Source organism: Kitasatospora sp. NPDC002227, assembly GCF_040296285.1.
Classification (GTDB): domain Bacteria; phylum Actinomycetota; class Actinomycetes; order Streptomycetales; family Streptomycetaceae; genus Kitasatospora.
The window spans coordinates 178,731-203,513 of sequence record NZ_JBEOWY010000006.1; the positions used below are offsets into that span (position 1 = coordinate 178,731).

The following is a 24,783-nucleotide window of genomic DNA, read 5'->3' on the forward strand; positions in this document are numbered from 1 at the left end:
CGACATCTACCGGCGAACTCGGGCAAGGCGGGCGGCCGGAGAAAGATCTTCAGCAAACTCCTAGGCCGCCAGCGGACGCTCGTTGTAGGCCTCGGCGAGCTCCTGGCCGGAGAGCTGCTGGATCGCGGCCATCACCTGGTCGGTCACCTGGCGCCGGGCCTTGGCGTTGCGGGCCTGGCCGTGCAGCTCGGTGAAGTGCAGCGGCTGCCCGAAGCGGACGGTGACCTTGCGCAGGCGCGGGATGCGCTTGCCGACGGGGAGGATCTGGTCGGGCCCCTCGAGGGCCACCGGCACCACCGGCACCCCGGCGGTCAGCGCCAGCCAGGCGACGCCGGTCTTGCCCCGGTAGAGGCGGCCGTCCAGCGAGCGGGTGCCCTCGGGGTAGATGCCGAAGGCCTTGCCGTCCTGCAGGATCTCCAGCGCCGACTCCAGCGAGGCCTGCGCCGAGCGGTAGGTGCCGCGCTCGACCGGCACCGCGTTGATGGCCTCGAAGAAGGAGCGGGAGAGGGCGCCCTTGAAGCCCGTCCCGGTGAAGTACTCGGCCTTGGCCAGGAAGAAGACCTGACGGGGTGCGGTGAGCGGGATGACCACGCTGTCGATGAAGGACAGGTGGTTGCTGGCCAGGATCACCCCGCCCCCGCGCGGCACGTGCTCCAGGCCCTCGATGACGGGCCGGTAGACGGCCTTCGCCAGCGGCTTGAGCACAAGCTTGGTGATGAGGTTGATCATGGACCCTCCCTGGCCGGTGACATCCCCGGGCTCACACCGGGGCCGAGGTCAGACCGCAGATTACGACATCTCCCTAGTGGCTCGCCCCCATGACGGTTGTGTGCGGACTGCGATCCTGGTCACGCCCGGCGCCAGGGGCCGTACGCGCAGAAACGTTCCGTACTCGCCTGTAACATCGCCGCCCGTCGTCGCATCAACACGGTGTCAGCGCAGGAGAGCGAGGGAGAGCCGGTGTCAAGAAGTCGTACGGAGCGGGAAGCCGAGTACCTGGAGTTCGCCGCCGCGCGCACCGGGCACCTCTACCGCTCGGCCTGCCTCCTGACGGGAGGTGACACCCACCTCGCCGAGGACTTGGTGCAGGAGGTCCTCGGGCGGATGTACGTGCTCTGGCACCGCACCTCCTGGCTCTCCGGCGGCACCCGGATCGACAACCCCGCCGCATACGCCCACACCGTACTGGTGCGGGCCTTCCTCTCCCATCAGCGCCGCCGCAGCGCCACCGAGCGCCCCTACGGCGAGCTGCCGGACCACCCGGGGAGGGAGGTCGACCCGAGCGTGCGGGTGACGCTCATGGACGCGCTGGGCCGGCTCTCGGCGCGCGACCGCGCGGTGCTGATCCTCCGTTACTGGGAGGACCGCAGCGTGGAGGAGACCGCCGAGGCGATGCGCGCCAGCTCCGGGGCCGTCCGTACCCAGAGCGTCCGTGCGCTGAACCGCCTGCGGGCCCTGCTCGGCGACTCGCTCGCCGACTTCGTCCGCAACTGACCCCGACGACTGCCAGAGAGACGGTGACTCCGGAATGTCCGCACAGTTCGATATGTCCGCCCACCCTGAGTCGGACGGGTTCGAGGACGACCTCGCGCGCTCCCTCGCGGTGGCCGGCGCCCGGTTCGAGACCGACCCCGCGCCGCTGATCTCCTCCGGGCTGGCGCTCGGCCGCCGGGTCCGCCGCCGCCGGCGCCGGGCGGTGCTCGCCGGAGTGGCGGCGGTGGCGCTCACCGGGGTGGTCGGCGCGGTCGCGACGGGCCTGCCCCACCGGGCGGTGGTGAGCCCGGCCGCGGCCGTCCACGCCCCCTCACCCGAGCTGCTCACCCGGGACGGCGCGGAGCACGCGCTGCGGGGCCTGCTGCCCGCGGGCGGCAGGCTCACCGTCACGCGTGGCGGCCCCACCGGCAAGGGAGTGGACCTGTCCGGTACGTACGACGACGGCCACGGCCCGGCCGCCGTCACGCTGAGCGTGTTCCGGATGGACCCGATCCGCGGGTACCCCGAGGACCTGTGCCTGACGACGGTGACCTGCAAACGCAGCAAGCTGCCCGACGGCTCCAGGCTGACGGTCACCCAGCGAGCCGCCACGGCCACCGAACCGGCTTCCTGGGATGCCCAGCTGAGCGGCAAGGACGGGTACATGGTCATCTTCGGCGAGGTCAACGCGCCGGCCCAGCTCGCCCGCCCCACACGTCCGGAGCCGCCGCTGTCGTTGGACCAGCTCGCCGCGGTGGCCGCCGCCCCGGTCTGGTCCGGCGCGGCGATGGCCGTCCCGCCCAACTGGGCCTACCACGAGCCGGTGATCCCCGACGGGCGGCAGCTCCTCCAGGACCTGACCAACATGCTGCCCGGCGGCGTGGACCACCGGACCGTGGACACGGGGAACGGCTACGCCAGCCTGACCTCGGACGACGACCACGGGCGGTGCCTGATCGAGATCAGCGTCGAGGACTGGAGCAACCAGGCGAGCATCGACCGGGCGCCCGAGCCCAAGGCGGTGCTGGACTGGGACAGGCTGCCCGACGGCACCCGGCTCCGCACCGGTGACGGCGCCGACGACACCGCGGGCCAGCTCCACCTGCGGCGGCGCTACGCCGAGGCCTTCCTGCCCGACGGCCTGCGGATCCTGGTGTCCGTCATCAACGCGCCCAGCCACGAGCAGGCCAGGACCCGCCCCGAGCCGGTCCTGACGACGGACCAGCTCAAGGAGATCGTGCTCAGCCCCGAGTGGCGCAAATGGCTGGGTTAGCGACCGGCTCCCCGGCCGGTGGCCCGGCGGTCACCGGGAAGACCTGCCGGACCACCCGCTCGGCCGCGTGGCCGTCGTCCCAGGGGCAGAACCGGGCCCGGAAGGCGGCCCGGGCCGCCGGGGCCGGGTCACCGGCCAGCAGGGCGGCGGTCAGCTGCTCCTGGTCGACGGCCACCGCGCCGGGCGGCTCGGCGAGCAGGTCGAAGTAGACCCCGCGCACCCGGCGGTACTCCTCCCAGTCCGGGACGAAGACCACGACCGGCCGGTCGAGCACGGCGTAGTCGAACATCATCGAGGAGTAGTCCGTGACCAGCACGTCCGCCGCGAGGTAGAGGTCCTCGACGGTCGGGTGGTCCGAGACGTCCCGGATCTCGGCCGCGCCCGCGCCGGGGGCCGGGCCGCCCGGGCCGCCGGTGTGGAAGTAGTGGGTACGCAGCAGGATCGTCCACCCGGGGCCGAGCGCGGCGGCCAGCTCGCCCAGGTCGGCCAGCGGCGGGTAGCCGCCGCGCGACTCCCGGTGGGTGGGCGCGTACAGCACCGTCCGGCGCCCCTCGGCCAGCCCGAGCCGCTCCCGCACCTCGGCGGTCTCGGCCGCCGTGGCCAGCGCCAGCCGGTCGTTGCGCGGGTACCCGGTCTCGAGCAGCCGGTAGCGGCCCGGGAAGGCCCGGGTGAAGTGCTCGCTGGTGTGCGGGTTGGGCGAGACCAGGTAGTCCCACCGGTCGACGGCCTCCTGCAGCCGCGCGAAGTCCATCCCGTCGGCCGCGACCGGGTGCTCGCGCAGGTCCATCCCCATGGTCTTCAGCGGAGTGCCGTGCTGGGTCTGCAGGTGCACCGCGCCCGGCCGCTTGGCCATCGTGTGCGGGAAGTTGACGTTGTTGACGAAGTACTTGGCGGTGGCCATCGCCCGCAGGTAGCCGGGCGAGTTGAGCAGCACGTACGGCACCCCGGCGGGGAGTGTGGCCGCCTGCGCCCTGGTCTCCACCACCCAGACCCCGCGCACCTGCGGGGCCAGCTCCGCGGCCTTGCGGTAGATCGCGGCGGGGTTGCAGGCGTAACCGCGGTGCCAGTACGCGGCGTAGACGGCTAGGTGCTCGTCCAGCGGTAGCCGCCGGAAGGCGTTGTACGCGGTGAACCGCGCGCCGCTGCGCAGGCCCTTGCGCGAGGCCGTGGCGACGGCCCGGGCCCGGCGGCCCAGCGCCTTGGGCAGGCGCCCGGTGCGGCGCAGCTCCCCGTACGCACGGCGGGCCCCCAGGGCGGCCAGCCGGTACTGCATCCCGCGCAGCCCGGCGGGGTAGCGGTAGCCGGCCGGGCGGTGGCGGGCGATGTGGGCGGTGATCCGGGCGAAGAAGTCCGACCGCAGCCCGGTGGGCACCAGGCCGGGGGAGTCGTACACGGTGAGCGCCTGCTTGACCGTCCGCTCGAAGACCAGGGCGGTGAGCGCGCGGGAGACCGGGCGGCGGGCGAGGAAGGCGAAGATCGCGTCGTACTGGGCGAAGACGTCGGCGTGCTTGGCCGAGGCGGTGCTGGTGATCGCCCCGGGGCGGCCTCGGCGGTAGTGGTAGCAGGGGCGGTCCAGGTAGCGCAGCCGTCCGGCGGCCAGCAGGGCGGGGTAGGTGACCGAGATGTCCTCGTAGTAGCCCCGGCCGAAGGCGACCTCGAGCCCGAGCAGGTACTCGCGGCGGAAGACCTTGTTCCACACCGCCATCACGGTCCGCAGCAGCGGCGGGTACTCGGCGGCGGTGCTGCCCCGCTCCAGCGGGGAGCCGCGCAGCAGGTGGCGCCAGGGGTTGGGCTCGCTGGTGCCGTCGGGGTACTGGTGGGTGAAGTCGGTGAGCAGCACGTCCACCGGCTCCTCGGCGGCCTCCCCGGCGCGCAGTTCGGTGGTCAGCGCCCCGACGGTGTCCTCGGGCAGCCAGTCGTCGCTGTCCACGAACCAGACGTACCGGCCGGTGGCCTTGGCCAGCCCGGCCGCGCGGGCGCCGCCCAGGCCCTGGTTCTCGGTCAGGTGCAGCACCCGCAGCGCGGGGTTGAGCGCCGCGTACTCGTCCAGGATCGCGCCGCAGCCGTCGGGGGAGAGGTCGTCCACCGCGATGACCTCGACGTCGCCCAGCGCCGGATCGGCTCTGCCGGGCCGCTCGGGGGCCCGTAGCCCCAGCGAGTCGAGGCAGCGGGGCAGGAAGCGCTCCACCCCGTGGACTGGCAGCACAATGCTGAGGAGAGGAGTCACGCTCGTTATCACTCCACGGAAGGCCCGGGGCATCGGCAGGTCGCCCGGTACGCCCCAACTGTACCGATCGCGGGTGAACGCCCGGGAAACGCGACCGCCGGTGCCCCGCCGTGCGAGCGGTGACACCGGCAGTCTTGGTGGCGGCCAAACCGACCCTCAACGATCGGCCGCCGTCCGCGCACCGGGCTGAGTCGGGCCGCCGCAGCGTCGAGACGGCCGGACAGTGACTCGCTCCCGATGATCGGAAGACTCCCTCCGTTCAGCGGTCGAATGATCTTGGCCGCCGAAGTGGAGTGGCTCACAGGTTCCCGTGGGTTTGTGTGCCACTGCAGATATTGCTTGTATGTTTCCGCCGCGTCAATCCCTCTTTTGTGTTCATTTCCTGAACGGTTGCGTTGGGGCAGTCGGCGGCGCGGGGGCGCGCGGCCGATGCTCAGTCGTGACCGAGCGCACTCTCTTCTGGTGAAGCGTCAGTTCCCCGCGCACGATACGGTGGCAGAACACCAGGACGGTTGCGCGAAGGCCGTCCCTCACGGATAGTCTTCGCCTCACGGCCCTGGCGCCTCGTAGGGGTGGGAAAACTGATGGAACACATGCAAGTTCGGAGTCGGCCCCGCGTGCCGGCGATCCAGTGCGGTGTCGGCGCGACCGGCCGTCGGATCGACCGTCACCTGGCCGTGCTCGGAGCGCCGGCGCTCTCGGTGGTCGACACCTCCGAGGCGCTCGGGCTGATAAGGGAGCTGACGCCGCGTGGCGTGAGCACCCACGCCGCTCCGCGCCGTACGGCGCGGGTGCTGCTGCTCGCGCCGCTGCGGCGGCTCAAGCGCAGCCTCTTCGGCGGCCGAGGCTAGGGCCTCTCTTTCGGATCACGTCGGATCAGCGGGCGTCGTTGGGGTGCGTGCATCGGCGGCGCCGACGAAGAAGTCCATGCGGAGCATCGGCGACTGAGGAGAAGCCGTCGAGGTGCGTGCCCCGGCGGCGCCTGCCCGGCGTGATCCGAAAGAGAGGCCCTGAGACCCCCAGGGGTCGAGCCTGAGACCCGGTGGATTTCGTCCACCGGGTCTCAGGCGTCCCCGGGCGCCGGCCCCGGGCTTCTGCACAAGGTATTCACCGGCCCGCTGCCCGGTGTCGCGTGCACGGCGCGGGCGGGCTGCGCCAGGATGGGGCCCATGGCGGACTCCTTCCACACCCTGACGTTCGAGGTCACCACCGGCAGCCAGGAGGTGGCCCTGGACATCACCGACCGCTGCGCCGCGTTCCTGGACACCGCCGCCCCCGGACGTGACGGACTCCTGAACATTTTCGTCCCGCACGCGACCGCCGGCATCGCCGTGATCGAGACCGGCGCCGGCAGCGACGACGACCTCCTCGCCACGCTGCGCGACCTCCTCCCCGCCGACAGCCGCTGGCGCCACCGGCACGGCACCCCCGGCCACGGCCGCGACCACGTCCTCCCCGGCCTGGTCGCCCCGCACGCCACCCTCCCGGTGGTCGGCGGCCGGCTGGCCCTGGGCGTCTGGCAGTCCGTCGTCCTGATCGACACCAACGGCGACAACCCGCGCCGGACCGTCCGCCTCTCTTACCTCGGCGGCTGAGCCTTGCCCCGGCGGCTGAGCCCTGCGGCCTACTCTTGAGGGCGTGACCGAGGAACCCGACGCCCCGAGCTGTGACCTGGCCGGCGGCCCCGACGCCGTACGCGCCCTCACCCCGTCCGAGGACGCGGGCCCGCGCGCCGACTGCGTGCGCTGCGGCGACCCCACCGAGTACCCCGCCGCCCACCCGGGCGCCACCCTCTGCCCGGTCTGCGCCTGGCAGGAGGCCCAGCGCATCGCCTGCTCGGGCTGAGCCGGTCCCTACGGGGTGGGTGCGGCCCCTACGGGGTGGGTACGGGGAGCAGCAGGCTGCCGTCGAGGCGGGCCTGGATGTAGTGGCCGTGCGGGGCGCAGACCAGGACCGTGCCGCCGGTCGGGTCCATCGCCACGTACGCGCCGGGGCGCCCGCACTGAGTCCGGGGCCGGTTCGAGGTGGTGTCGCAGGCCAGGCAGCGGGACCGGCCGTCCTCGGTCTGCTGGGGCCGGCCGCAGTGGGGGCAGAGGTGCCACCAGGCCGTGCAGGAGCCGGCCCACTGGGTGGCCCTGGCGTCGGCCAGGCCTTCGGCGGCCTGGTTGATGCGGTTCGCCGCCTCGGTGAGGGCGTGGTCCACCGCGTCGGGCAGGAAGCCGGAGCGGGCCCGTAGCGCGGCGGTGTCCCGCGCGAGCGCCTCCGCGCGGCTGTGCAGGTCCCACAGCTGTGCCTGGGTCGGCTCGCTGTTGTTCTCCCCGGGCAGGCAGGAATCGCCGAACACGCCCATCACCCCCGATGGTCTCTGATGCCGAACCATCGTGATCAAACCATGACAGCGGCGGACCGACAAGAGACGACCGGCCGGTCAGAGCTCCAGGTCCATCCAGGCGAGGTCGTTCAGTTCGACGTCAAGGCCGGTGGCGCGGTGGCCGTTGTCCCTGAAGTAGTGGTCGCGCAGGCCGTCGGCGAGGATCTGCTCCTGCTGGGCCTGGGTGGCTCCGGCGTCGCGGGCGGCGTAGAGCCGCTGGGCGACGTCACCCGGCATCCGCTGGGTGATGGTGCGCGGGCGCGGGTCGTCGGTGGAGCCGGCGGCGGAGCTGTAGCCGAAGGTGGCGGACAGGTGGAGCATGAAGCCGCTCCGCTCGGCCTCGCGCCGCACCCGCCGCCGCACCCGGGGCTGCCACTTGGCGCGGACCCGGGCCTCGATCGTCCGGGCGGCGGCCGGCTTGGGGACGGACTGGCCCTTGAGCCAGCGCTGCACGGTGCGCTGGCTGACCCCGAGGTCGGCGGCGAGCCGCTTGGTGGAGCCCTTGAACCCCTTGAGCAGGAACCGCAGCCGGGCGGGCAGGGACTGCGGGATCGGGCGGGTGCGCTCGGCACGCTCCAGGCCCTCGTCGATCTCCCCCACGGGGCATCAGGTCCTTTGCTGTACTCGTCGGGCGGTCGTTCGGGGGCGGGTGGTCATTCGGGGCGGGTGGTCATTCGTCGGTGGAGACCAGGCCGCCGGCCTTCATGTGCCGGGCGGGGTTGGCACCGTCCGCGATCAGTTCCAGGGCCTCGGGCATCGGCCGGCTGCCCTCGAACTTCACGTGGCCAGGGCTGATGCCCAGGCGCAGCGAGGTGGTGAGGGTGCCGTCCGGCTTGGTGAGCACGTCCGGGGCGGCGGGGCCGGGGGCGGCGAAGACCGCGCAGTCGGAGAGCACGGCGAAGCAGCGCAGGCCGGTGTCGGCGGCCATCCTGCGGAGCTTGCGGTGCAGGTTGACGGTGGCGGTGTCGATCACCAGGGCCCGCATCAGCGGGTCCCAGGTGGGCCGGTCGAGCGCCGCCCAGCGCTCGCCGGGCCGGTAGCCGTGCCCGCGCGGGCGTTCGCGCAGCTTGCCGATCGCGCCCTTGGCGGTCTGCTTGATCGCAGTGAGGACCGCGAGCTCGGCCGGGTCGCCGGTCCTCCTGAGGCCGGCCATGGCGGCGAGGAAGGCGAGCGGGTCACGGTCGGCCAGGTCGAGCGGGACGCCGAGGGCGGCCATCGTGTCGACGTAGGCCTGGCGGAGGTGCTTGTGCCAGGGGTCGAGGTACGGGCCGTGCTCGTGCCGCAGCCAGCCCTCGGCCGGTGCCACGGCGAAGCCGAGCTCGACGGCGTAGGCGACCTTGACGGTGGAGTACCAGGCCGGGCCGGTCGGGCGGACGCCGTCCGGGCTGAAGGGGGAGGGCAGCAGCGGGTCGGTGTCGACGTGCGAGAGGTCGACCAGCCAGGAGCCGGGCAGGCGTTTGTCGAACACCGGGTTGAGCTCGTGCACCGGGGGAGCGAGCGGCAGCGAGAGCCGGCCGGCGGCGGCGAGGAAGGCCATGTTGACGTCCAGGCCGATCGCGAAGGGCGCGGCCCGCTCGGCGTCGGTGGGCTCGCGGTGCCAGTCCCAGGCCTCGGTCACCAGCTCGCCGCCCGGCTCGCGGTCCTGGGCGAGCGGGTGGACCTCCGGCACCTCCGGCGGGGCCGGGTCGAACGCGCGGCTGCGGGAGCCCTCGACCGGGCCGGAGATCCAGCCCGACTCGGTGCGGACCGCCTTGGTGGGCGGGCGCAGGGCGGTGATCAGCTCCAGGCCGGAGACGGCGGTGGAGCCGCGGGGGGTGAGCACGCGGGTGGCGTAGGTGCCGAGCAGTCGGGCCAGGCCTGCGGCGTCGAGCCCCTCGGGGACGGTCCAGCCGCCGGAGGTGAGGGCGCCCCAGGCGGGGATGCACAGCTGCACGCACTGGCGCCTGCCGTTCTCCGGCTCGAGGTAGAGCCGGGCCCACGGGCCGAGGCCGCGCTGGGTGAGCAGCCAGCCGGCCTTCTCGAGCTGCTTGACGGCCTTGTGGGACTTGGCCAGCTGCCCGAGGCGGGGGACGTACTCGGTCTTCTCGTCCCGGCCCGCTCTCGGCAGGCCGAGCTCGGCGAGCGCGGCGTCGGTGAGGACGAGCAGGGCGTCGCCGTCCTTGCCGTTGCGGTGCAGCCGGGGGGAGCCGAGCCGGGTGTCCAGGGCCCACCGGGCGGCGTCGGCGAGGGTCCGGCCGGCCGGGGCGGTCGGCGCCTGCGTGCCGTCGGCGAGATGGGCGGTGAGGGCCTTGCCGTCGGCGGCGACATCGAGGACGGCGAGGGGACCGGCGGGGAAGCGGGCGGCGGCGGCCTGCTCCCAGTCGGCGGGGGCTTCGGCGGTCTTCCTGGCGGCGGTCTTCCTGGCGGGGGACTTTCTGGCCGGGGGCTCTGTGGCGGGGGGCTCTGTGGTGGGGCGGGGCTCGGTGGGTGCGGGGGTGGGCGCGGGGGCGGGCGTAGGTGCGGAGGTGGGCGCCGGGGTGGGTGCCGGAGCGGGGGTGCTGGTGCTGGTGCACCAGCCGCCCATGTGGACCGGGTGGCCGGCGGCGCGGAACGGGGTCGGGCGGCCGCAGCGTACGCACGGCAGCGGGGGGCCGGTGACCAGTTCGCCGGCTGCCGTCCGGTCGAGCTCCGCGACCTGCTGCGGGCCGTCGGCGGGTGCGGGTACGGGCGAGGGTGCGGGTGCAGGCACGGGGGCGGGCGGGGCGAGGCGGGTGGCGATGCCCTCCAGCAGACGGGAGTACGCGGCGCGGCCTTCGCCCTGGGGGTCGCGCTGGCCCGACTCCCACGCGGTGAAGGTACTGGTGCTGACGCCCAGCGCCTTGGCCGTCTCGGCCTTGGACAGGCCGTACTCGGTGCGCAGCCGTTCGCGCTCCGCCGGGGCGGGGAGCGGGGCCTGGCGGCGGGGGCCCGCGCCGAGCAGGGCGTCGATCGCGTCGGGGGCGCCGGTCATCGGTACTCCTCAGCTACGGTGGGCTCCAGGGAAGCGGCATTCTGCGGCGGGGCGGAGTCCAGGAACTCACGCAGCGCCGAGCCGGTCAGCACCCGGGCGGGATTGCGCCCGGCCGTCAGCGGCAGGTGCCGCAGCAGCGCCCATTCGAACCTCGCGGCGGGCACCAGGTCGAAGGCGTACTTACCGCCCTCACCCGTGACGCGCTCGGCCCCCCGGATCTCGAACGCACCCACACACAACTGCCCTTCGACGAAGGCCAGCAGGAAGTCACCGTGCTCGGCCACCGTCTGCTCGCCGTACCGCCACCAGCGCGAGGCACCCTGCAGCACGGTCTTGCCGTCCCTCAACGGCTGCCGCACGTCCACCGCGAGCACGGGCCCCTCCCATCCGAACTTCCCTGCCGAACACCTCACTCCTAGAGGCTTCAAGGCCACTTTATCCGCCGACAAACCCGTCCAACGAGCGCACAACACGGTCATCACGCAGATGCCCCCGATCGGCGCCTCACGGCAGCGCGGCGCCACTGTGGCAGTCCGGAGCTCACCTGGGCGGACCGGTGAAGTGAGAGTGCCCCGGTAGTGCCTCCCGAAGGGCTCGGGGGAGCCCGGGCGGACGAGATCCACGGGGAGCCGACCGGCCATCAGATATCGTGCACGGCCATGGGAGAGCTGATAGTGATCCGGCACGGCCAGACCGAGTGGAGTCTGTCGGGCCGGCATGCCGGCCGTACCGACGTCGCGCTGACCGATGCGGGTGAGGCCGCGGCCAGGGCGCTCGCTCCGAGGCTGGCTCGGCGTCGTCCGGTCTCGGTGTTCAGCAGCCCGCTGAGCCGGGCGATGCGGACGGCCGAGCTCGCGGGTCTCGCCGGTGTCCGGCCTGACCCGGACCTGGTGGAGTGGGACTACGGCGGCTACGAGGGCCTGACCGCCGAGCAGATCCAGGAGTCCAGGCCGGGTTGGGACCTCTGGCGGGACGGCGTCGTGGCCGGCGGCCCCGACCGTCCGGGTGAGCGGCTCGAGCAGGTCGCCGCACGTACGGATGCGGTGCTGGACCGGATCCGGCCGTTGCTCGGCGCGGGCGATGTCGCCGTGGTCGCTCACGGCCATCTGGCGCGCGTGCTCACCGTGCGCTGGCTCGGGCTCGACGCGTCCGCCGCCCGCTTGCTCGGCCATCCGCATCCGGGCACTCTCAGCTTCCTGGCCGTCGAGCACGGGCAGCCGGTCATCTCCGCCTGGAACGTCCCGTAGGACGGCCAGGGCACTGGGCCGGAGCCGACCTGCTTCGTTCCGCCGGAAACGACTCCCGGTGGTACGGACACTGCTCCGTCACCGCCGTCGGCCGGAACTCCAGGAAGCCCCCTCAACTGCCAAGTCCCTCGGCCGAACTCAGGCGAAGGCCACGACGGCCGCCATCCACTGGTGGTCGCAGGTCCCGACGGCCGCGTAAGCACCAGCGGCGGTGACCGTCTTGTAGCCGGTGGCCAGTTGGTCGTCGGAGACGAAGAGCGTCGGCAGGGGCGTGAACCCGTCGGTCCAGGTCGCTGCCGCGCCGCCTTGGACACCCGCGACGCCGAACACCAGCCTCAAGCCGGTGCTGGTGCTCGGCGCCGCTCCGGAGTCGAAGTCCGTGCCCTTCGCCCCGGTCGCGGCGGCATGCTGGTCCACCGCCCGGACGTTCGCCAACTCGTCCACGACCACGTGCTGTTCATTGGTCGACGGGTAGCTGAGGACGATCGTGTCGGCCGTGGACAGAGCCTTGGCCACGGTCGCGGTGAAGACCAGCGTGCGGTCGCTCGCCGCGCCGTCGTTTTGATCGGCCACCGTCGTGTAGGAGTTGCCCCGACTGTCGGTCACCTCGACGGCCCCGGGGTGGGTGTTGGTGAGCATCACCGGCACCACCAAGGTGTCTCCCACCGGGACCGTCCGCCTGACGTGCACTGTTGTCGACGTCCGGTAGGCCGTCCCGCTGCCGGCGCCGACCCGGGCGACGTAGCTCGGCGCCGGCGGTGCGACGGGGGTGGCGACGGTGGCCGTGGCCCGGTGCATGGTGGCCAGCACCAGGGTTGCACCGAGCAGCACGCCGGCGGTCAGCATCGCCAGGTGGGTGAGGAGGAACCGCCGCTGCCTCCGAAGGCGGTGCGGCGGGGCGGGCTCCGCCGGTTCGGGTGGCGTCGTGTGGATGACGGCCGGGGCGTCCGGTTCGGGCTCCGGCGCCGTGCTCCCAGGGCACTCGGGGCTCTCGGGAACCGACGCGGCGCACGCGGCCGCCAGCCAGCGCCGGTGCCACTCCTCCTCGCTGCCCCCGCAGGCCCGGACGTAGCTCCTGGTGGTGGGCCAGGAGGGCAATCGGGCACCGGACGCCGCCTCGTGCAGCGTGGTGTGGGAGATCGCTCCGGTGGCTCCGGCCATCGCCCGGAAGGACGGTTTGCCCGCCTCCAGCCGCAACTGACGGAGTGCGGCGGCGAAGTCCGCCACCACCACTCGGCGCTGGGCCGCAGCCCCCGAATCCGATTCGGACGTGCTCATTCAGTGTTCCCCCGTTGTCCGATGTTGTCAGAACCCCGTCAGGGGCTACCGAACAGCTGACGGATCCCCCGGAATGAGCCTCGGTACTCCGGCAGGCGGTCACGGATTCATCCCGACTGCTGCACCGGTCCCACGACAAAGGAGCACACTGTGCTGCGTAAGACGATCGCGACCCTGGCCCTTGCCGCGGCGGCCACGGCGGGCGTGGTGACGGCGGGCCCGGCCCAGGCGGCCAAGGGCCACTGCATCAATGGGCCCCGGGGCTGGACCCTCTGCCAGGGCAATGCCGTCTACCACAACGTCGGGGGTATCCGTTACAGCGTGGTCAGCTTCACGCTCAACACCGGTGGCAATGACACCCAGGTCCGGCTCTACGCGAACTCGTTCAGCGGTGCCTCCAGTCTCGTCACCGAGCGGGACTCGAGCACCGTCTTCGACAACACCTACATGAGCAACAGCTCGAGCCTCTGTGTCACCGAGGGCACCACCGGGTGGCACGACTGCGTGCGCTGAGCCCCCGCGCCACCCCGGACCTGACAGCGAAGGGCCGGGCCGCGTCCCGGCCCTTCGCCGGACCAGGCTCAGGTTGAAACCAGCTCCCATACCTGGGTCATCGTCCAATTTTCATTTCAGCTGACGCCGACCGATCGGACGCCTAGGCTTCCTCCGGATGAGTCCGGAGGAGGGGGTCACGGGTGCAGAGGGCAATTCGGCAAGCGGTTGAGCAGATAGCACTGGACGCGATGCGCAATTCGTCCGACATTCCCGAAATGGCCCGGGAAGCGGCGAACGAGACGGTCCGCGGTGCGATGCCGGAACTCAGGAAGATTATTCATGAAAGGGTCGTCGAAGCACACCGGAAAGCGACCCCGGTCACCCTTTCCGTGCAACTGCCAGGCCGCCCCGAAGTGACCGTCGAGCGGGAGACCCACCGGCTGCTTCCGGACGTCCTGCTCGCACTCAGCGCCGCCTGCCATCTGCTCCTGGTCGGGCCCGCCGGTACCGGAAAGTCCCACATGGCGAAGCACGCCGCCGCCGCCCTGGGCCTCTCCTTCCACGCCCTTTCCCTCGGGCCGACCACGCCGATGAGCAAGGTTTTCGGCTATCTCGACGCCGAGGGAAATTATCGGGGAACGCCATTTCGTGCTGCCTACGAACACGGCGGCGTCATGCTCCTGGACGAGCTGGACAACGGACACCCGGGCCTGCTGGCCGAATTGAACCAGGCCCTCGCAATCGGCTGCTGCGCCTTTGCGGACGGCATGGTGGACGCCCACCCCGAATTTCGACTGGTCGCCACTGCGAACACGTACGGACACGGCGGAGATCACCAGTACGTGGGGCGGCAGGCTCTGGACGCCGCCACCCTGGACCGCTTCACCGTCATCGACGTACCGGTCGACCCCGGCCTGGAGGAACGGCTGGTGGCCGCGCACGCCCCCTCGCAGCTTGCCGAGGCCCTCCGGCTGCTGGCCGAGGTGCGCAAGCTGCGCGCCACCGCGAAGCGCAAGCGCCTCCCGCTCGTCTTCTCCCCGCGTGCCTCGATCGACGGAGCCAAGCTGCTCGAAGCCGGGGCGACCTGGGAGCAGGCACTGAGCTGGCGGGTCACTCGCGGGCTCTCGAACGCCCACCGGTCGGCCCTCGGGCTCGGCTTCACGAACGACGCTGCGCCGTGAACGGCCTGATCCTGCCGCCGTTCCACTCCTGGCAGGAGTTCCTCGACGCAGCCCAACAGCCCTCGTCCATCAGCAACGGCGCCGGCCGGAAAAGCCCCACTGCGTGGGCCGGAGCCACCTGGGAGGAGGCACTGGAGCTGGCGCGCGACGGCTGGCACGAACCACTGGAGGAGGTGGGGTTGTCCATCGGGGCCCTGCGCCGACTGGCCGGTCTGGCCGGCCGAGGTCCGACCTTGGAGCCCTTCTTGGACGTGACCGGCGGTGAGGTCGACATCGCCGCATATCTGTCCGGCGCGCCCGAGTGCATGGTCAATGCGACGGTGCAGCAGGTCTCCAGCCGCGGCAGGGTCATCACCTTCGTCATCCCTGGGGGCTACTCCAGCGCCACACCGCACCACGAAGTACGCAACCGGGGGCTGGCCCTCGCAGCCCTGTGTGCGGGCATCGTCGGGGCCGGACACAGCGTGGAGATCTGGTCGAGCGACTCGGGTGAACTCCGAGGCGACCCCATCCGCTCGTACAGCTCGATAGCCCGAATCGTCTCGGCCGGAGAACCCCTCAACGTTGAAAGGCTGATCTTCGCCGTGGCCCATCCGGCGATGCTGCGCAGACTCTGGTTCAGCATCTGGGACGCCCAACCCCCCGACATCGCCCGCCTGTTCCCCCGAGCCAACTACGGCGTCCCCACGGACAGGCTGCCCGGCAACCTCCCCTCGGAGATCCGCGACCCCTACACCTTCCCGGTCCTCCGCCCGGGCGAACCCCACTGGCAGAGCCTCGACCTGGCGATGGCCTGGTGCCACACCACCTTCACCGAGCTCGGCCTCTCCCCTTCTTGAAGGGTGGGCCCCGCCGGCCACGGGCCTTCGAGTGAGTGCGGATGCTGCGCTCGCCAAACTGAGCAGCCTCGGACGAGGCAGGCCTGACGGGCAGCCCGACCTTGGACTGGCGGGCGTCTCTTCCCGCTGGAGCTCAACCGGGATTGAATGTGCCGGTGAGTGGCTACTGGACCCCGGCACATCAAGCCGTGGAGCGTGAGGACGCCGAGGCGCTGGCCCGTCTGCTGGCTGCCGGCGGCAACCCGGACGAGGTCTTCGGGGAGATGACCCTGCTGACCCATGCGATCGATACCGAGGGGGACGGTGCCCTCCAGGCGGGCGGGCCTCTGACGGTGCACACCACAGCTGTGCTGTTGGCGTTCGGCGCCGACCCGTGCCTGGCCGACCCCGCGGGGCGGACGCCGATGGCCATGGCCGCGCATTACGGTCATGTTCCCGCCCCTCACCTGCTTCAGGCACACGTCGACCGGCGAGACGCCGGTAGCAGATGACGGCTGCGACGATGCTGGCGGAGGCCGCGATGCCCGGAGGCTGCTCAACCGCCCACCTGAGATGACTTCCAAGCGGGCGTCTGGGCCTGGCACTTGTCGACGTACTCGGTGATGAGGGAGAAGAAGCGGGTCGGGTCCTCGAAGGGGAGGCCGTGGCCGCCGGGGGTGTGGTGGTGTTCGGCGTGCGGGATGGCGATGGCAAGGGCCTGCTGGTGGTGGGGCGGGACTATCCGGTCGTCGGTACTGGAGAGGACGAGGGTCGGGGCGGTGACGCGGGGTGCCTCGGCCCGTAGGTCGATGCGGGTGTCGAGGTCGATCTGGCCGAGGACGCGGGTGTTGAGCATGGCGGTGAATCCGGCTGCCAGGTCGGCGAATTGGGCCTCGGTGAGGGCGGTGAGGAAGTCCGTGCCCATGGCCGTGAGGATCAATTGGCGGGCCAGCAGGGCCGGGTCGGTGCGCAGGAGCTCGGCCCAGGAGTCGAACATGAAGGCCTCGCGCGGGCCGGTCCTGAGCCAGCCGGCGTGGAGGAAGAGGGAGTTGACGGACTCGGGGTGGCGGGCGGCCAGGGCGGTGGCGATGGTGGCGCCGATGGAGTGGCCGGCCAGGTGGAAGCGGTTGAGGCCGACGGCGTTGGCGGTGGCGAGGACCTGGTCGGCGAGGGTGCCCAGGTCGAGCGGGTTCGGGCCGGTGGGGGTGGCGCCCGCGCCGGGGAGGTTGGGGGCGACGACGGTGTAACGGTCGCTCAGGGAGTCGATCAGCGGGCCCCAGTTGGAGCTTGCGTCGGCGCCGGTGCCGTGGATCAGGACGAGGCCGGGGCCGGATCCGGCGGCGATGTGGTCGAGCGGGGCGGTGGTGGGCATGGGGAGCCTCCGAAGCAGCGTGGACTATGACAGTGACCTTACATGTATCAGGTAGCTGACATCCAGGAATTGGCTAAGGTCACGTCGCATGAGCGTTGAGATCGAGATCGTGCGTGAGGTGAATGGGGAGCTGGTGGCGGCATTCGCCGGTCTGCTCCCGCAGTTGTCGCGGACGGCTGAGCCATTGGACCGCGAGCGGCTGGCCGAGGTGGTGGAGTGCGGGTCGAACCGGCTGCTGGCGGCCCGGTTGGACGGGGCGGTCGTCGGAGTGCTGACCCTGGTGCTCTCGCCACTGCCGTCCGGGTTGCGGGCGCGCATCGAGGACGTGGTCGTCGACGCGGCGGCCCGTGGGCACGGAGTGGGGGCGGCCCTGACCGCCGAGGCGGTCAGGGTGGCGACGGAGGCGGGCGCCCGGACGGTCGACCTCACCTCCCGCCCGTCACGCGAGGCAGCCAACCGACTCTACGAGCGGGCTGGCTTCGAGGCCCGGGACTCCCGCGTCTACCGCTACTCCGTCAAGGGCTGACGTGCCGGCGGAGGGCTTCAGGGCAGGGGGTGGTCGGCGAGGCGGAGGGTGGAGCCGCGGCGGGTCTTGCGGATGTGGAGTTGGGCGGGGATGCGGGTGCGGAGGTCGGGGACGTGGCTGACGATGCCGACGGCGCGGTCGCGTTCGCGGAGGCCGTCGAGGACGTCCATGACCTCCTCGAGGGCCTGTTCGTCCAGGCTGCCGAAGCCTTCGTCGACGAAGAGGGTGTCGAGGGGCATGCCGCCGGCCTCGTCGGTGACCACGTCGGCCAGGCCGAGGGCCAGGGCGAGGGAAGCGAAGAAGCTCTCGCCGCCGGAGAGGGTGGCGGTGTCGCGTTCGCGGCCCGTCCAGGCGTCGACCACGCGCAGGGCCAGGCCGGAGCGGCGGTTGCCGGAGGCGCGGTCGTCGCTGTGGACCAGGGTGTAGCGGCCGCCGGACATCCGGACCAGTCGCCGGCTGGCCGCCGCCGCGACCTGTTCGAGGCGGGCCGCCAGGACGTACGACTCCAGGCGCATGCGCAGCACGTTCTCGTTGGAGGTGCCCGCTGCCAGGGCCGCCAGGCGGCTGATCCGCGCGAAGCGGTCCAGCTCGGGCGCCAACTCGGTGGTGAGGCGGGTGAGTTCGGCGGAGAGGCGGGTGAGTGCCGTGCAGCGTTCGAGGGCCGAGCGTTCGCGGGCGGCCGCGTCGCGCAGGCGGGCGGTGGCGCTGCGCAGGGCGTCCTGGGTGCCGGGCTGGTCGGCCGGGGGGAGAGCGGCGGCGGCCAGGAGTTCGTGGTCGGCGAGGCGGGCCTCGACGCCGGCCAGGGCGCTCTGGTGGGTGCGGACGCGCGACTCCAGGGCGGCGCGTTCGGCGGCGGGGAGCAGGGCGGCGCGGGCGGCCTCGGGTGAGGTGAAACCGGCGGCGGAGAGGCTGAGTCGGAGCTCGCGGGTGGCCTCGCCCAGCCGGGCGGCGGCGTCGGTACGCGCCCGGACGGCTGCGACGGCGGCGGTCAGGGCCTCGGCCAGGGCGGCGAGGGCAGCGCCCCGGGCGGCGACCGAGGGTGCTTCACCCCGGGCCTCGGCGACCCGGCGGCCCAACTCGGCCCGCTCCTCGGCGAGTTTGAGCGAACGCTCGGTCAGGACGGCGCTGCGCTCACCCGCTTCGCGCAGGCTCTGGCGGCGGTCGCTCTCCTCGGCGGTGAGGCGCTCGATCCGCTGGGTGGTCGGCGCGAGGCTGTCGGCGGCACGGAGGGCCTCGCGGCGGAGCTCCTCGAGGGCGGAGAGCTCGGCGCGCAGCGCCCCCGCGCTCGATCCGCCGGAGGCCCCGGCGGCCGCGGCCTCCGCCACCTTGAGCTCGGTGAGCTCCTCCTCCGCCGCGTGCGCGGCCTGCTCGGCGCGGGAGCGATCCTCCTCCGCGCGGCGCTCGTCCGCCGCCGTGACCTGGGCGCCGGTCGGGCGGGCCGGGGCCGGGTGCTCGGCCGCTCCGCAGACCCGGCAGGGCTCGCCCGGGGCGAGGCGGGCGGCGAGCTCGGCGGCCATGCCGGCCAGACGGCGTTCGCGCAGGTCGAGGCTGTGGCCACGGGCGTCGAGGGCGGTACGCGTCAGTGCCAGGAGGCGGCCCTCGGCCTCGGTGAGGCGGGAGAGCAGGGCATCGCGCCGCTGGGCGGCCGTCAGGCGGGCGGCCAGCTCGCTGCGCTGGGCATCCACCTGCTCGACCTTGGCCGCGGCGGCCCGGGCGCCGTCGTGCTCCTTGCGGAGGCCGTCGAGCCGGGCCTCGAACGCGACCAGCCAGTCCTGGTCCTGCTCGGCGGCCGCCTCGGTCCGGGCCCGCTCGGCCTGGACCTTGGCCTCCTCCTGGCCGAGCGCGGCCCACCGCTGCTCCTCGGCCCGGGCCGAGACGAGCCGGCCGAGCTGCTCGCGGACTCCGTGCTCGGCCTCGGCCAGGGCCTCGGCAGTGACAGGGGAGGGGGTGGGGGCGGTGGAGAGGGCGGAGGGAGAGCCGGGGCCGGGAGTCGTGCCGCCGGCTGCGCCGGGGTGGTGGTTGGAGGGGTGGGAGCTGGGTGCGCCGCTGGGCGTTTCGACAGCAGAACCGGCCGGACCGGCGGAAGCGGTGTTGCCGGCTGTGCCGGGGTGGTGGTTGGAGGGGTGGGAGCCGGGTGCACCGCTGGGCGTTTCGAGGGCCGGAACGGCGGCGGAGCCGCCGGGCTGCGCGGCGGTCGGGCGGGGGCCCAGGGGAGGGGAGCTGGGCGTGGTGCCCAGGGGGTGGCCGAGAGTGGCGAGGGTCGCCAAGGCGGTCTGCTCGGCTGCGGTGGCGGTGGTCAGGGCGGTGGTGGCCTGGGTGTGCAGGCGGAGAGCGGTCTCGACGGTCTGGGCTGCCTGGGCGGCGGCCAGGCGGTCGGCGTCGGCGGCGGCCCGGGGGGTGGCGGCGGTGAGGGCGGCGGCCTCGGTGGCCGCTTCGCGGTGGCGGCGCTGGCGGTCGGCCAGCTCGGCGGCCCGGTCGGCGGCTAGCCGGGCACTCTCGTGGGCCGACTCCGCGAGGCGGAGGGCCTGGCCGGCCACCGCCAGCTCCTCGGCGGCGCCGCAGCGCAGGATCGCGGCCCAGCCGAGCACCTCGGCGGCGGGCTCCGCCGCAGGCCCGGCGACCGACCCCGCCGCAGACTCCGGAGCGAACGGCTCGGCCAGCGGACCGGCGGCCTGCTCGGCCCGGGCGGCCAAGTCCCGCAGGCGTAGTTGCCCGGCGGAGACGGCCGCCTCCTGGCCGCGCCGCTGCTCGGCCAGCCACTTCTCGACCTGCTCGAAGCGCCCGGTGTCGAAGAGCTGCCGCAGCAGGCTCGCCCGCTCGCCCGCGTCGGCGCGCAGGAAGCGCGCGAAGTCGCCCTGCGGCAGCAGCACGACCTGGCAGAACTGCTCGCGGCTCATGCCGATCAGGCGCCGCAGCTCCTCCCCGGCCTCCTGGTGGGAGCGGCTGACGGCCCGCCAGCCCGGCTCGCCCTCGCCCTCGCCCGCGTCCGCACTCCACTCGCGGAGCAGCGTGGCAGCCTTCTCGATCGTGGTGCCCGCGCCGCGCTTCTTGGGGCGCGGCTGCTCGGGGGAGCGGGTGATCTCCAGGCGGCGCCCGCCGAGGGTGACCTCCAGCCGGATCCGGGTGAGGACCAGCGGGTCGGCGTGGTCGCTGCGCAGCGGGTTGCCCTTGCGGGTGCCGGGCACCTCGCCGTAGAGGGCGTAGCAGACGGCGTCGAGCACGCTGCTCTTGCCCGCGCCGGTGGCGCCGCGCAGCAGGAAGAGCCCGGCGGCGGCCAACTGGTCGAAGTCCACCTGCTCGGTGCCCGCGAAGGGGCCGAAGGCGGTGATCTCCAGGTGGTGCAGTCTCATCCGGGCAGCTCCTGCTCGCGGTCGGTGCTGCGGCGGACGGTCTCGAAGGCCTCGCGCAGCCAGTCGAGCTCGGCCTGGTCGGGCTCGGTGCCGGGGCGGACGTGCCGGACGAAGCCCTCGGCGACCTCCAGGTCGGGCCGGCCGCTGACCCGGGCGGCGTACGAGGCCTGCTCGGGGCCGGTGGAGAGCTCGGGGTCGAAGACCAGCTGCAGGGTGTGCGGGAAGCGGGTGCGCAGCCGCTCCATCGGGTCGGTGGGCCGGGCCGGGTCGGTGAGGGTGGCCTGCACCCAGGAGCCTTCGAAGGCGCTGTACTCGGGCTGCGAGAGCAGCTCCTCGAGCCGCCCGCGCAGCACGGCGAGCGGGCGGGGCTGCGGGCAGTCGACCCGCTCGGCGCTCACGGACCCGTCGGCGGCGAGGTCGACCAGCCACATGGTCTTGCGGTGCTGGTGCTCGGAGAAGGAGTAGGCGAGCGGGGAGCCGCTGTAGCGCAGGTGCGGGGCGAGGGTCTGGCAGCCGTGCAGGTGGCCGAGGGCGGCGTAGTGCACCCCGTCGAAGACGGCGGCCGGGACGGCGGCGACCCCGCCGACCGTGATGTCCCGCTCGCTGTCGCTGGGCTCGCCGCCGGTGACGAAGGCGTGCGCGAGCACCACGGCCCGGGTGCCCTCGGGGCGGGTGGCGAGGTCGGCCCGGACGCCGGCCATCGCGGCCGCCAGCACCGCCTCGTGGCCGCCGCGCTCCAGACCGAACCGCTCGCGGGTGAGCAGTGGCTCCAGGTACGGCAGCCCGTAGACGGCGACCGGGCCGTGCTCGTCGGCCAGCAGCACCGGTACGGCGCAGCCGTCCGGGTCGGTGCGCAGGTGGATGCCGGCGCGGTCGATCAGCCCGGCGCCGACGCCCAGGCGGCGGGCCGAGTCGTGGTTGCCGCTGATGAAGACGGTGGGCACGCCGAGCTCGGCCAGCCGGTGCAGCACCTCGTCGAACAGGCCGACGGCCTCGAGGCCGGGCAGCGCCCGGTCGTAGACGTCGCCCGCGACCAGCACGGCCTCGACCCGCTCGGTGCGGACCACCTCGACCAGGTGCGCGAGGAAGGCCCGCTGGGCCTCGTACAGGCTCTCCCGGTGGAAGGACCGCCCGAGATGCCAGTCCGAGGTGTGCAGCAGCCTCATCGCACCGACCTCCTCCGCCTCTGCAGATGCGCACCCGCGCCTGACCGCAGCCAGCATCGCAGCCACCACCGACAACGGCCCAACCGCGCCGACGGCGAGCCCCGGAAACCCGTCGACCGGCCACACAGAGTCGACTGTCAGTCACGCTGAGTAGGGTCGGCGGCACCGGGGCCCGGACGGGCCGTCGGACCGATTCGAGGAGGGATGCACGATGGTGCGACGCAGGCGCGACAGGCGGCGTGAGCGGGTGCGGCCGGGGGCGGGCGGGCCCGGGCGGGAGCGGCTGCGGCAGCCGGTGGCGCTCGCGGTGGCCGCCTCGGCGGCGGACTTCGCGGGCCTGGGGCGGCACGGCCTGTTCGGCGGCGCCGACTTCGCGGGCTACCTGGCGCAGACCGACGCCCAGCTGAGGGTGCTGCACGGCACCGGGGTGGACGTGCACCTGCGCCTGCTGGAGCCGGCCGACTTCGAGGACTTCTGCGCCGAGCACCAGCTCGACCCCGGCGATCCGGTGGCCCGGGTCGCCTACGCGGCCGATCCGGAGCTGGCGGGCGAGCCGTTCCGGTACGGCGGGCAGCCGCTCGCGGCGCTGCTGCCCGAGCTGGTGGACGACCACCGGGCGCGGGTGCGGATCTCGCTCGGCTGCGCCTCGCTGCTCGAGTCGCTCGGCTGGGAGGACGAGCCGCAGGAGCGGCTGGCCGGGGTGCTCGGGTACGTCTCGGAGGTCTACCTCGCGCTGGCCGCCGGGGCGGGCGAGGGCTGCCACGCGCTGAGCCTGCGCTCGGTCGGGCTGATGGACGGCGAGACGCTGACGGCTTCGGCCGAGCTGTGCGTGGCGGGTGGCGCGGCGGTCTCGGTCGGTCGGGAGGCGGAGGCCTTCTGTGTGACGCTCGCGGCGGCGGTGGCGGCCTGCGGAGCGGGCGAGCTGCTGCTGCGGACGCGGGCGCGGGCCCACGGCTGGGCGCTGGTGGACGGCTACCTGCGGCCGATGACGGTGCTCGAGACGGCCACCGTGCTGGCCGGTGCGCCGGGGCGGCCGGCCCGGGCGGCGGCCGGGTTCCCGCTGGAGGCGGGCGGGAGGTGAAGGCGCAGGCGCCCCACATGGCTCGCGGGTGACACTGGGACGGCCCGGCGTTGGCGGGGCGGTGGTGGGAAGGTGTGCCCCGGGCGGCGGTCAGGGCTGTTCATCGGTCGGATGTTCGGGGAAGATCAACACTCGGGGCCGGGCCACCCCGGGTCGATACCGGACCGCGGGGCAGCGCCGCCGGGCCACCAGCCGCCGTACGAGACCGGAAGGGGGGCGGATGAGTCACCTCGAGTACAGCGCGGAGATCGCCGACCTGCTCGGCCGGGTGCGGCGCCGCCCGCTGGCCGGCTGGCCGTGGCGCCCCGGCGAACCGGTGCCGGACGGGCTGCCGGTGAAGCAGTCCTGGGGCTGGCTGTTCGTGCCGGACGGGCGGGTGCTCACCCTGGTCAACCCGAGGGACGGCGTGGTCAGCCTGCCCGGCGGCTCGCTGGAGCCCGAGGACGCGGGCGACCCCGGGCGGGCGCTGGCCCGGGAGGCGGGCGAGGAGGCCCAGGCCGTGATCGGCCCGCCGCATTACCTGGGGTACCTGTACGACCGGGTCGGCTCGGCCAACGGCGGGCACGAGTGCGCCCGGGTCCGGATGGCGGCGGCCCTGCGGGCGGCCGGGCCGACGGCCCCCGACCCGGCCTCGGGCCGGCACTACCGCCGCCTGCTGGTCGCCCCCGGGCTGGCCGTCGAGCTGCTCGGCTGGGGTGCTCCCGGCCTGCGGCAGGCCCGGGCGGCGGTGGCCGCCGCCGTGGCGCTGCTCGGCGTGCCGGCCGCCGCGAACGAGGCGATCGAAGAGCTGCCGCCGCCGGGTGCCGCTTTCTCCTCCTGAGCGAAGCCGCCCCCCGGCCGCCGGCGGGTGAAGCCCCCCCCTACCCGATGGGGCATCAGGCCGCCCTGGTGCGATTACCACTTCAGCTGCCTATCGGTCAATATTCTTGCAGCAAGCGATAGTTGACACTCTCGTGGCCGCAGAACGGCAGTATGCCCCCCTCCGCGAAGAACTTTGGCATGACCACTATCCGCGGAAGCTACTCCCTGGTATCAACTTTGTGACCCGCATCACTGCCCCCACAGTGGAGGAGCCCCCATGCGCTTCGCTCGTGCCGTGTCCGCCGTCGGACTGGCGGCCGCCCTCACCCTGTCCACCGTCGCCGCCGCCACCTCCGCCCAGGCGGCCGGGCAGAACTACGTCGCCCTCGGCGACTCGTACTCCTCGGGCGTCGGCGCCGGGAGCTACACCAGCGCCGGCGGGAGCTGCAAGATCAGCACCAATGCCTACCCGTACCTGTGGAAGAACGCCAACAGCCCGGCTTCGTTCAACGACGTCGCCTGCTCCGGCGCCGTCACCGACGACGTGCTCAACAACCAGGTGTCGGCGCTGAGTTCGTCGACCACCCTGGTGAGCATCACCATCGGCGGCAACGACGCGGGCTTCTCGAGCACCATGCAGACCTGCGTGCTCGACTCCGACAGCGCCTGCCTCAGCGCGGTGAACAGCGCCAAGGCGTACGCCCAGAACACGCTGCCCGGCAAGCTCGACCAGGTCTACTCGACCATCCGCAGCAAGGCGCCCAACGCCCATGTGGTGGTGCTCGGCTACCCGCACCTCTACCAGGTCCCGGGCAGCTGCATCTTCGGGATCAGCGACACCAAGCGGACCGCCATCAACGGCGCGGCCGACACCCTCGACTCGGTGATCTCGCAGAGAGTCGCCGCGGCCGGCGCGAACTTCGCCTGGGCGGACGTGCGGAGCCTGTTCAGCAGCCACGAGATCTGCGGCAGCAGCACCACCTGGCTGAACAGCACCACCTGGCCGATCGACGAGAGCTACCACCCCAAGGCCTCGGGCCAGGCGGGCGGCTACTACCCGGCGTTCAGCAGCCACTGAGCACCGAGGCGGAGGCCAGGGGCCGCGTGAGGGGCCGTGCACCCAGCTGCACGGTGG

The 24,783-nt window shown here is 73.3% G+C and carries 24 protein-coding genes; 14 read left to right on the forward strand and 10 right to left on the reverse strand.

Annotated features, from left to right (window positions below; genetic code table 11):
* Positions 1 to 60: 60 nt before the first annotated feature.
* Positions 61 to 729: a lysophospholipid acyltransferase family protein gene (locus ABT095_RS08015; protein ID WP_350528449.1), complete on the reverse strand. Its 669-nt coding sequence runs from the start codon at positions 727 to 729 to the stop codon at positions 61 to 63.
* A gap of 231 nt (positions 730 to 960) precedes the next feature.
* Here ABT095_RS08015 and ABT095_RS08020 point away from each other — a divergent pair, with 231 nt between their 5' ends.
* Positions 961 to 1,494 carry a SigE family RNA polymerase sigma factor gene (locus ABT095_RS08020; RefSeq protein ID WP_350528450.1) on the forward strand — a complete coding sequence of 178 codons (534 nt, stop codon included), beginning with the start codon at positions 961 to 963 and terminating at the stop codon, positions 1,492 to 1,494.
* 34 nt (positions 1,495 to 1,528) lie between these two features.
* Complete coding sequence (locus tag ABT095_RS08025) at positions 1,529 to 2,746, forward strand: hypothetical protein (protein ID WP_350528451.1); 1,218 nt, start codon at positions 1,529 to 1,531, stop codon at positions 2,744 to 2,746.
* On the opposite strand, the gene ABT095_RS08030 is transcribed toward ABT095_RS08025, so the two are convergent.
* Positions 2,715 to 4,952 (reverse strand): bifunctional glycosyltransferase/CDP-glycerol:glycerophosphate glycerophosphotransferase, encoded by a 2,238-nt coding sequence (locus ABT095_RS08030; protein ID WP_350528452.1) that lies wholly within the window; start codon positions 4,950 to 4,952, stop codon positions 2,715 to 2,717. The two genes, ABT095_RS08025 and ABT095_RS08030, sit on opposite strands and share 32 nt — an antisense overlap.
* Positions 4,953 to 5,557: 605 nt before the next feature.
* Here ABT095_RS08030 and ABT095_RS08035 point away from each other — a divergent pair.
* The 3 genes from ABT095_RS08035 to ABT095_RS08045 all read left to right on the forward strand — a co-directional run bounded on the left by ABT095_RS08035 (position 5,558) and on the right by ABT095_RS08045 (position 6,818).
* Positions 5,558 to 5,824 (forward strand): hypothetical protein, encoded by a 267-nt coding sequence (locus tag ABT095_RS08035; protein ID WP_350528453.1) that lies wholly within the window; start codon positions 5,558 to 5,560, stop codon positions 5,822 to 5,824.
* Between the two features lie 318 nt (positions 5,825 to 6,142).
* Positions 6,143 to 6,568, forward strand: coding sequence for a YjbQ family protein (locus ABT095_RS08040; protein WP_350528454.1), 426 nt, complete (start codon positions 6,143 to 6,145; stop codon positions 6,566 to 6,568).
* A 43-nt stretch (positions 6,569 to 6,611) separates the two neighbouring features.
* The gene (locus tag ABT095_RS08045) at positions 6,612 to 6,818 is read left to right on the forward strand and encodes a hypothetical protein (RefSeq protein WP_350528517.1); all 207 of its coding nucleotides are present in this window, start codon (positions 6,612 to 6,614) and stop codon (positions 6,816 to 6,818) included.
* Between the two features lie 28 nt (positions 6,819 to 6,846).
* Here the strand turns inward: ABT095_RS08045 and ABT095_RS08050 are convergent, their stop codons facing one another.
* From ABT095_RS08050 to ABT095_RS08065, 4 genes are all read right to left on the reverse strand, one after another.
* The gene (locus tag ABT095_RS08050) at positions 6,847 to 7,317 is read right to left on the reverse strand and encodes a hypothetical protein (RefSeq protein ID WP_350528455.1); all 471 of its coding nucleotides are present in this window, start codon (positions 7,315 to 7,317) and stop codon (positions 6,847 to 6,849) included.
* An 84-nt stretch (positions 7,318 to 7,401) separates the two neighbouring features.
* Complete coding sequence (tpg, locus tag ABT095_RS08055) at positions 7,402 to 7,944, reverse strand: telomere-protecting terminal protein Tpg (RefSeq protein WP_350528456.1); 543 nt, start codon at positions 7,942 to 7,944, stop codon at positions 7,402 to 7,404.
* A 70-nt stretch (positions 7,945 to 8,014) separates the two neighbouring features.
* On the reverse strand, positions 8,015 to 10,333 hold the full coding sequence (tap, locus tag ABT095_RS08060) for a telomere-associated protein Tap (protein WP_350528457.1): 2,319 nt from the start codon (positions 10,331 to 10,333) through the stop codon (positions 8,015 to 8,017).
* A complete protein-coding gene (locus tag ABT095_RS08065; RefSeq protein ID WP_350528458.1) occupies positions 10,330 to 10,707 on the reverse strand; it encodes a hypothetical protein in 378 nt (125 codons plus the stop codon). The genes tap and ABT095_RS08065 overlap by 4 nt, the downstream gene beginning before the upstream one ends.
* Positions 10,708 to 10,992: 285 nt before the next feature.
* Here ABT095_RS08065 and ABT095_RS08070 point away from each other — a divergent pair, with 285 nt between their 5' ends.
* Entirely contained in the window at positions 10,993 to 11,580 is a 588-nt protein-coding gene (locus tag ABT095_RS08070; protein WP_350528459.1) for a histidine phosphatase family protein, read from the forward strand.
* A 138-nt stretch (positions 11,581 to 11,718) separates the two neighbouring features.
* On the opposite strand, the gene ABT095_RS08075 is transcribed toward ABT095_RS08070, so the two are convergent.
* Complete coding sequence (locus ABT095_RS08075) at positions 11,719 to 12,858, reverse strand: helix-turn-helix domain-containing protein (RefSeq protein ID WP_350528460.1); 1,140 nt, start codon at positions 12,856 to 12,858, stop codon at positions 11,719 to 11,721.
* A gap of 150 nt (positions 12,859 to 13,008) precedes the next feature.
* On the opposite strand from ABT095_RS08075, the gene ABT095_RS08080 reads away from it, so the two are divergent.
* The 4 genes from ABT095_RS08080 (at position 13,009) to ABT095_RS08095 (ending at position 15,864) form a co-directional block, all read left to right on the forward strand.
* Positions 13,009 to 13,371 (forward strand): hypothetical protein, encoded by a 363-nt coding sequence (locus tag ABT095_RS08080; protein WP_350528461.1) that lies wholly within the window; start codon positions 13,009 to 13,011, stop codon positions 13,369 to 13,371.
* A 182-nt stretch (positions 13,372 to 13,553) separates the two neighbouring features.
* A complete protein-coding gene (locus ABT095_RS08085; RefSeq protein ID WP_350528462.1) occupies positions 13,554 to 14,534 on the forward strand; it encodes an AAA family ATPase in 981 nt (326 codons plus the stop codon).
* Positions 14,531 to 15,373: a DUF7192 family protein gene (locus ABT095_RS08090; RefSeq protein ID WP_350528463.1), complete on the forward strand. Its 843-nt coding sequence runs from the start codon at positions 14,531 to 14,533 to the stop codon at positions 15,371 to 15,373. The genes ABT095_RS08085 and ABT095_RS08090 overlap by 4 nt, the downstream gene beginning before the upstream one ends.
* A gap of 155 nt (positions 15,374 to 15,528) precedes the next feature.
* Positions 15,529 to 15,864, forward strand: coding sequence for an ankyrin repeat domain-containing protein (locus tag ABT095_RS08095; RefSeq protein ID WP_350528464.1), 336 nt, complete (start codon positions 15,529 to 15,531; stop codon positions 15,862 to 15,864).
* A gap of 44 nt (positions 15,865 to 15,908) precedes the next feature.
* Here the strand turns inward: ABT095_RS08095 and ABT095_RS08100 are convergent, their stop codons facing one another.
* Positions 15,909 to 16,724, reverse strand: a complete 816-nt coding sequence (locus ABT095_RS08100) for an alpha/beta fold hydrolase (protein WP_350528465.1) — start codon at positions 16,722 to 16,724, stop codon at positions 15,909 to 15,911.
* A gap of 88 nt (positions 16,725 to 16,812) precedes the next feature.
* On the opposite strand from ABT095_RS08100, the gene ABT095_RS08105 reads away from it, so the two are divergent.
* The gene (locus ABT095_RS08105; RefSeq protein WP_350528466.1) at positions 16,813 to 17,250 is read left to right on the forward strand and encodes a GNAT family N-acetyltransferase; all 438 of its coding nucleotides are present in this window, start codon (positions 16,813 to 16,815) and stop codon (positions 17,248 to 17,250) included.
* A gap of 17 nt (positions 17,251 to 17,267) precedes the next feature.
* Here ABT095_RS08105 and ABT095_RS08110 read toward each other — a convergent pair whose 3' ends face one another.
* Both ABT095_RS08110 and ABT095_RS08115 read right to left on the reverse strand, forming a co-directional pair.
* The gene (locus ABT095_RS08110) at positions 17,268 to 20,600 is read right to left on the reverse strand and encodes an AAA family ATPase (protein ID WP_350528467.1); all 3,333 of its coding nucleotides are present in this window, start codon (positions 20,598 to 20,600) and stop codon (positions 17,268 to 17,270) included.
* Entirely contained in the window at positions 20,597 to 21,766 is a 1,170-nt protein-coding gene (locus tag ABT095_RS08115; RefSeq protein ID WP_350528468.1) for an exonuclease SbcCD subunit D, read from the reverse strand. The genes ABT095_RS08110 and ABT095_RS08115 overlap by 4 nt, the downstream gene beginning before the upstream one ends.
* 211 nt (positions 21,767 to 21,977) lie before the next feature.
* On the opposite strand from ABT095_RS08115, the gene ABT095_RS08120 reads away from it, so the two are divergent.
* The 3 genes from ABT095_RS08120 to ABT095_RS08130 all read left to right on the forward strand — a co-directional run bounded on the left by ABT095_RS08120 (position 21,978) and on the right by ABT095_RS08130 (position 24,726).
* Complete coding sequence (locus ABT095_RS08120; protein ID WP_350528469.1) at positions 21,978 to 22,847, forward strand: DUF8829 domain-containing protein; 870 nt, start codon at positions 21,978 to 21,980, stop codon at positions 22,845 to 22,847.
* A 220-nt stretch (positions 22,848 to 23,067) separates the two neighbouring features.
* Positions 23,068 to 23,667 carry an NUDIX hydrolase gene (locus tag ABT095_RS08125; RefSeq protein ID WP_350528470.1) on the forward strand — a complete coding sequence of 200 codons (600 nt, stop codon included), beginning with the start codon at positions 23,068 to 23,070 and terminating at the stop codon, positions 23,665 to 23,667.
* 258 nt (positions 23,668 to 23,925) lie between these two features.
* Positions 23,926 to 24,726 (forward strand): SGNH/GDSL hydrolase family protein, encoded by an 801-nt coding sequence (locus ABT095_RS08130; protein ID WP_350528471.1) that lies wholly within the window; start codon positions 23,926 to 23,928, stop codon positions 24,724 to 24,726.
* The last annotated feature ends 57 nt before the right edge of the window (positions 24,727 to 24,783 follow it).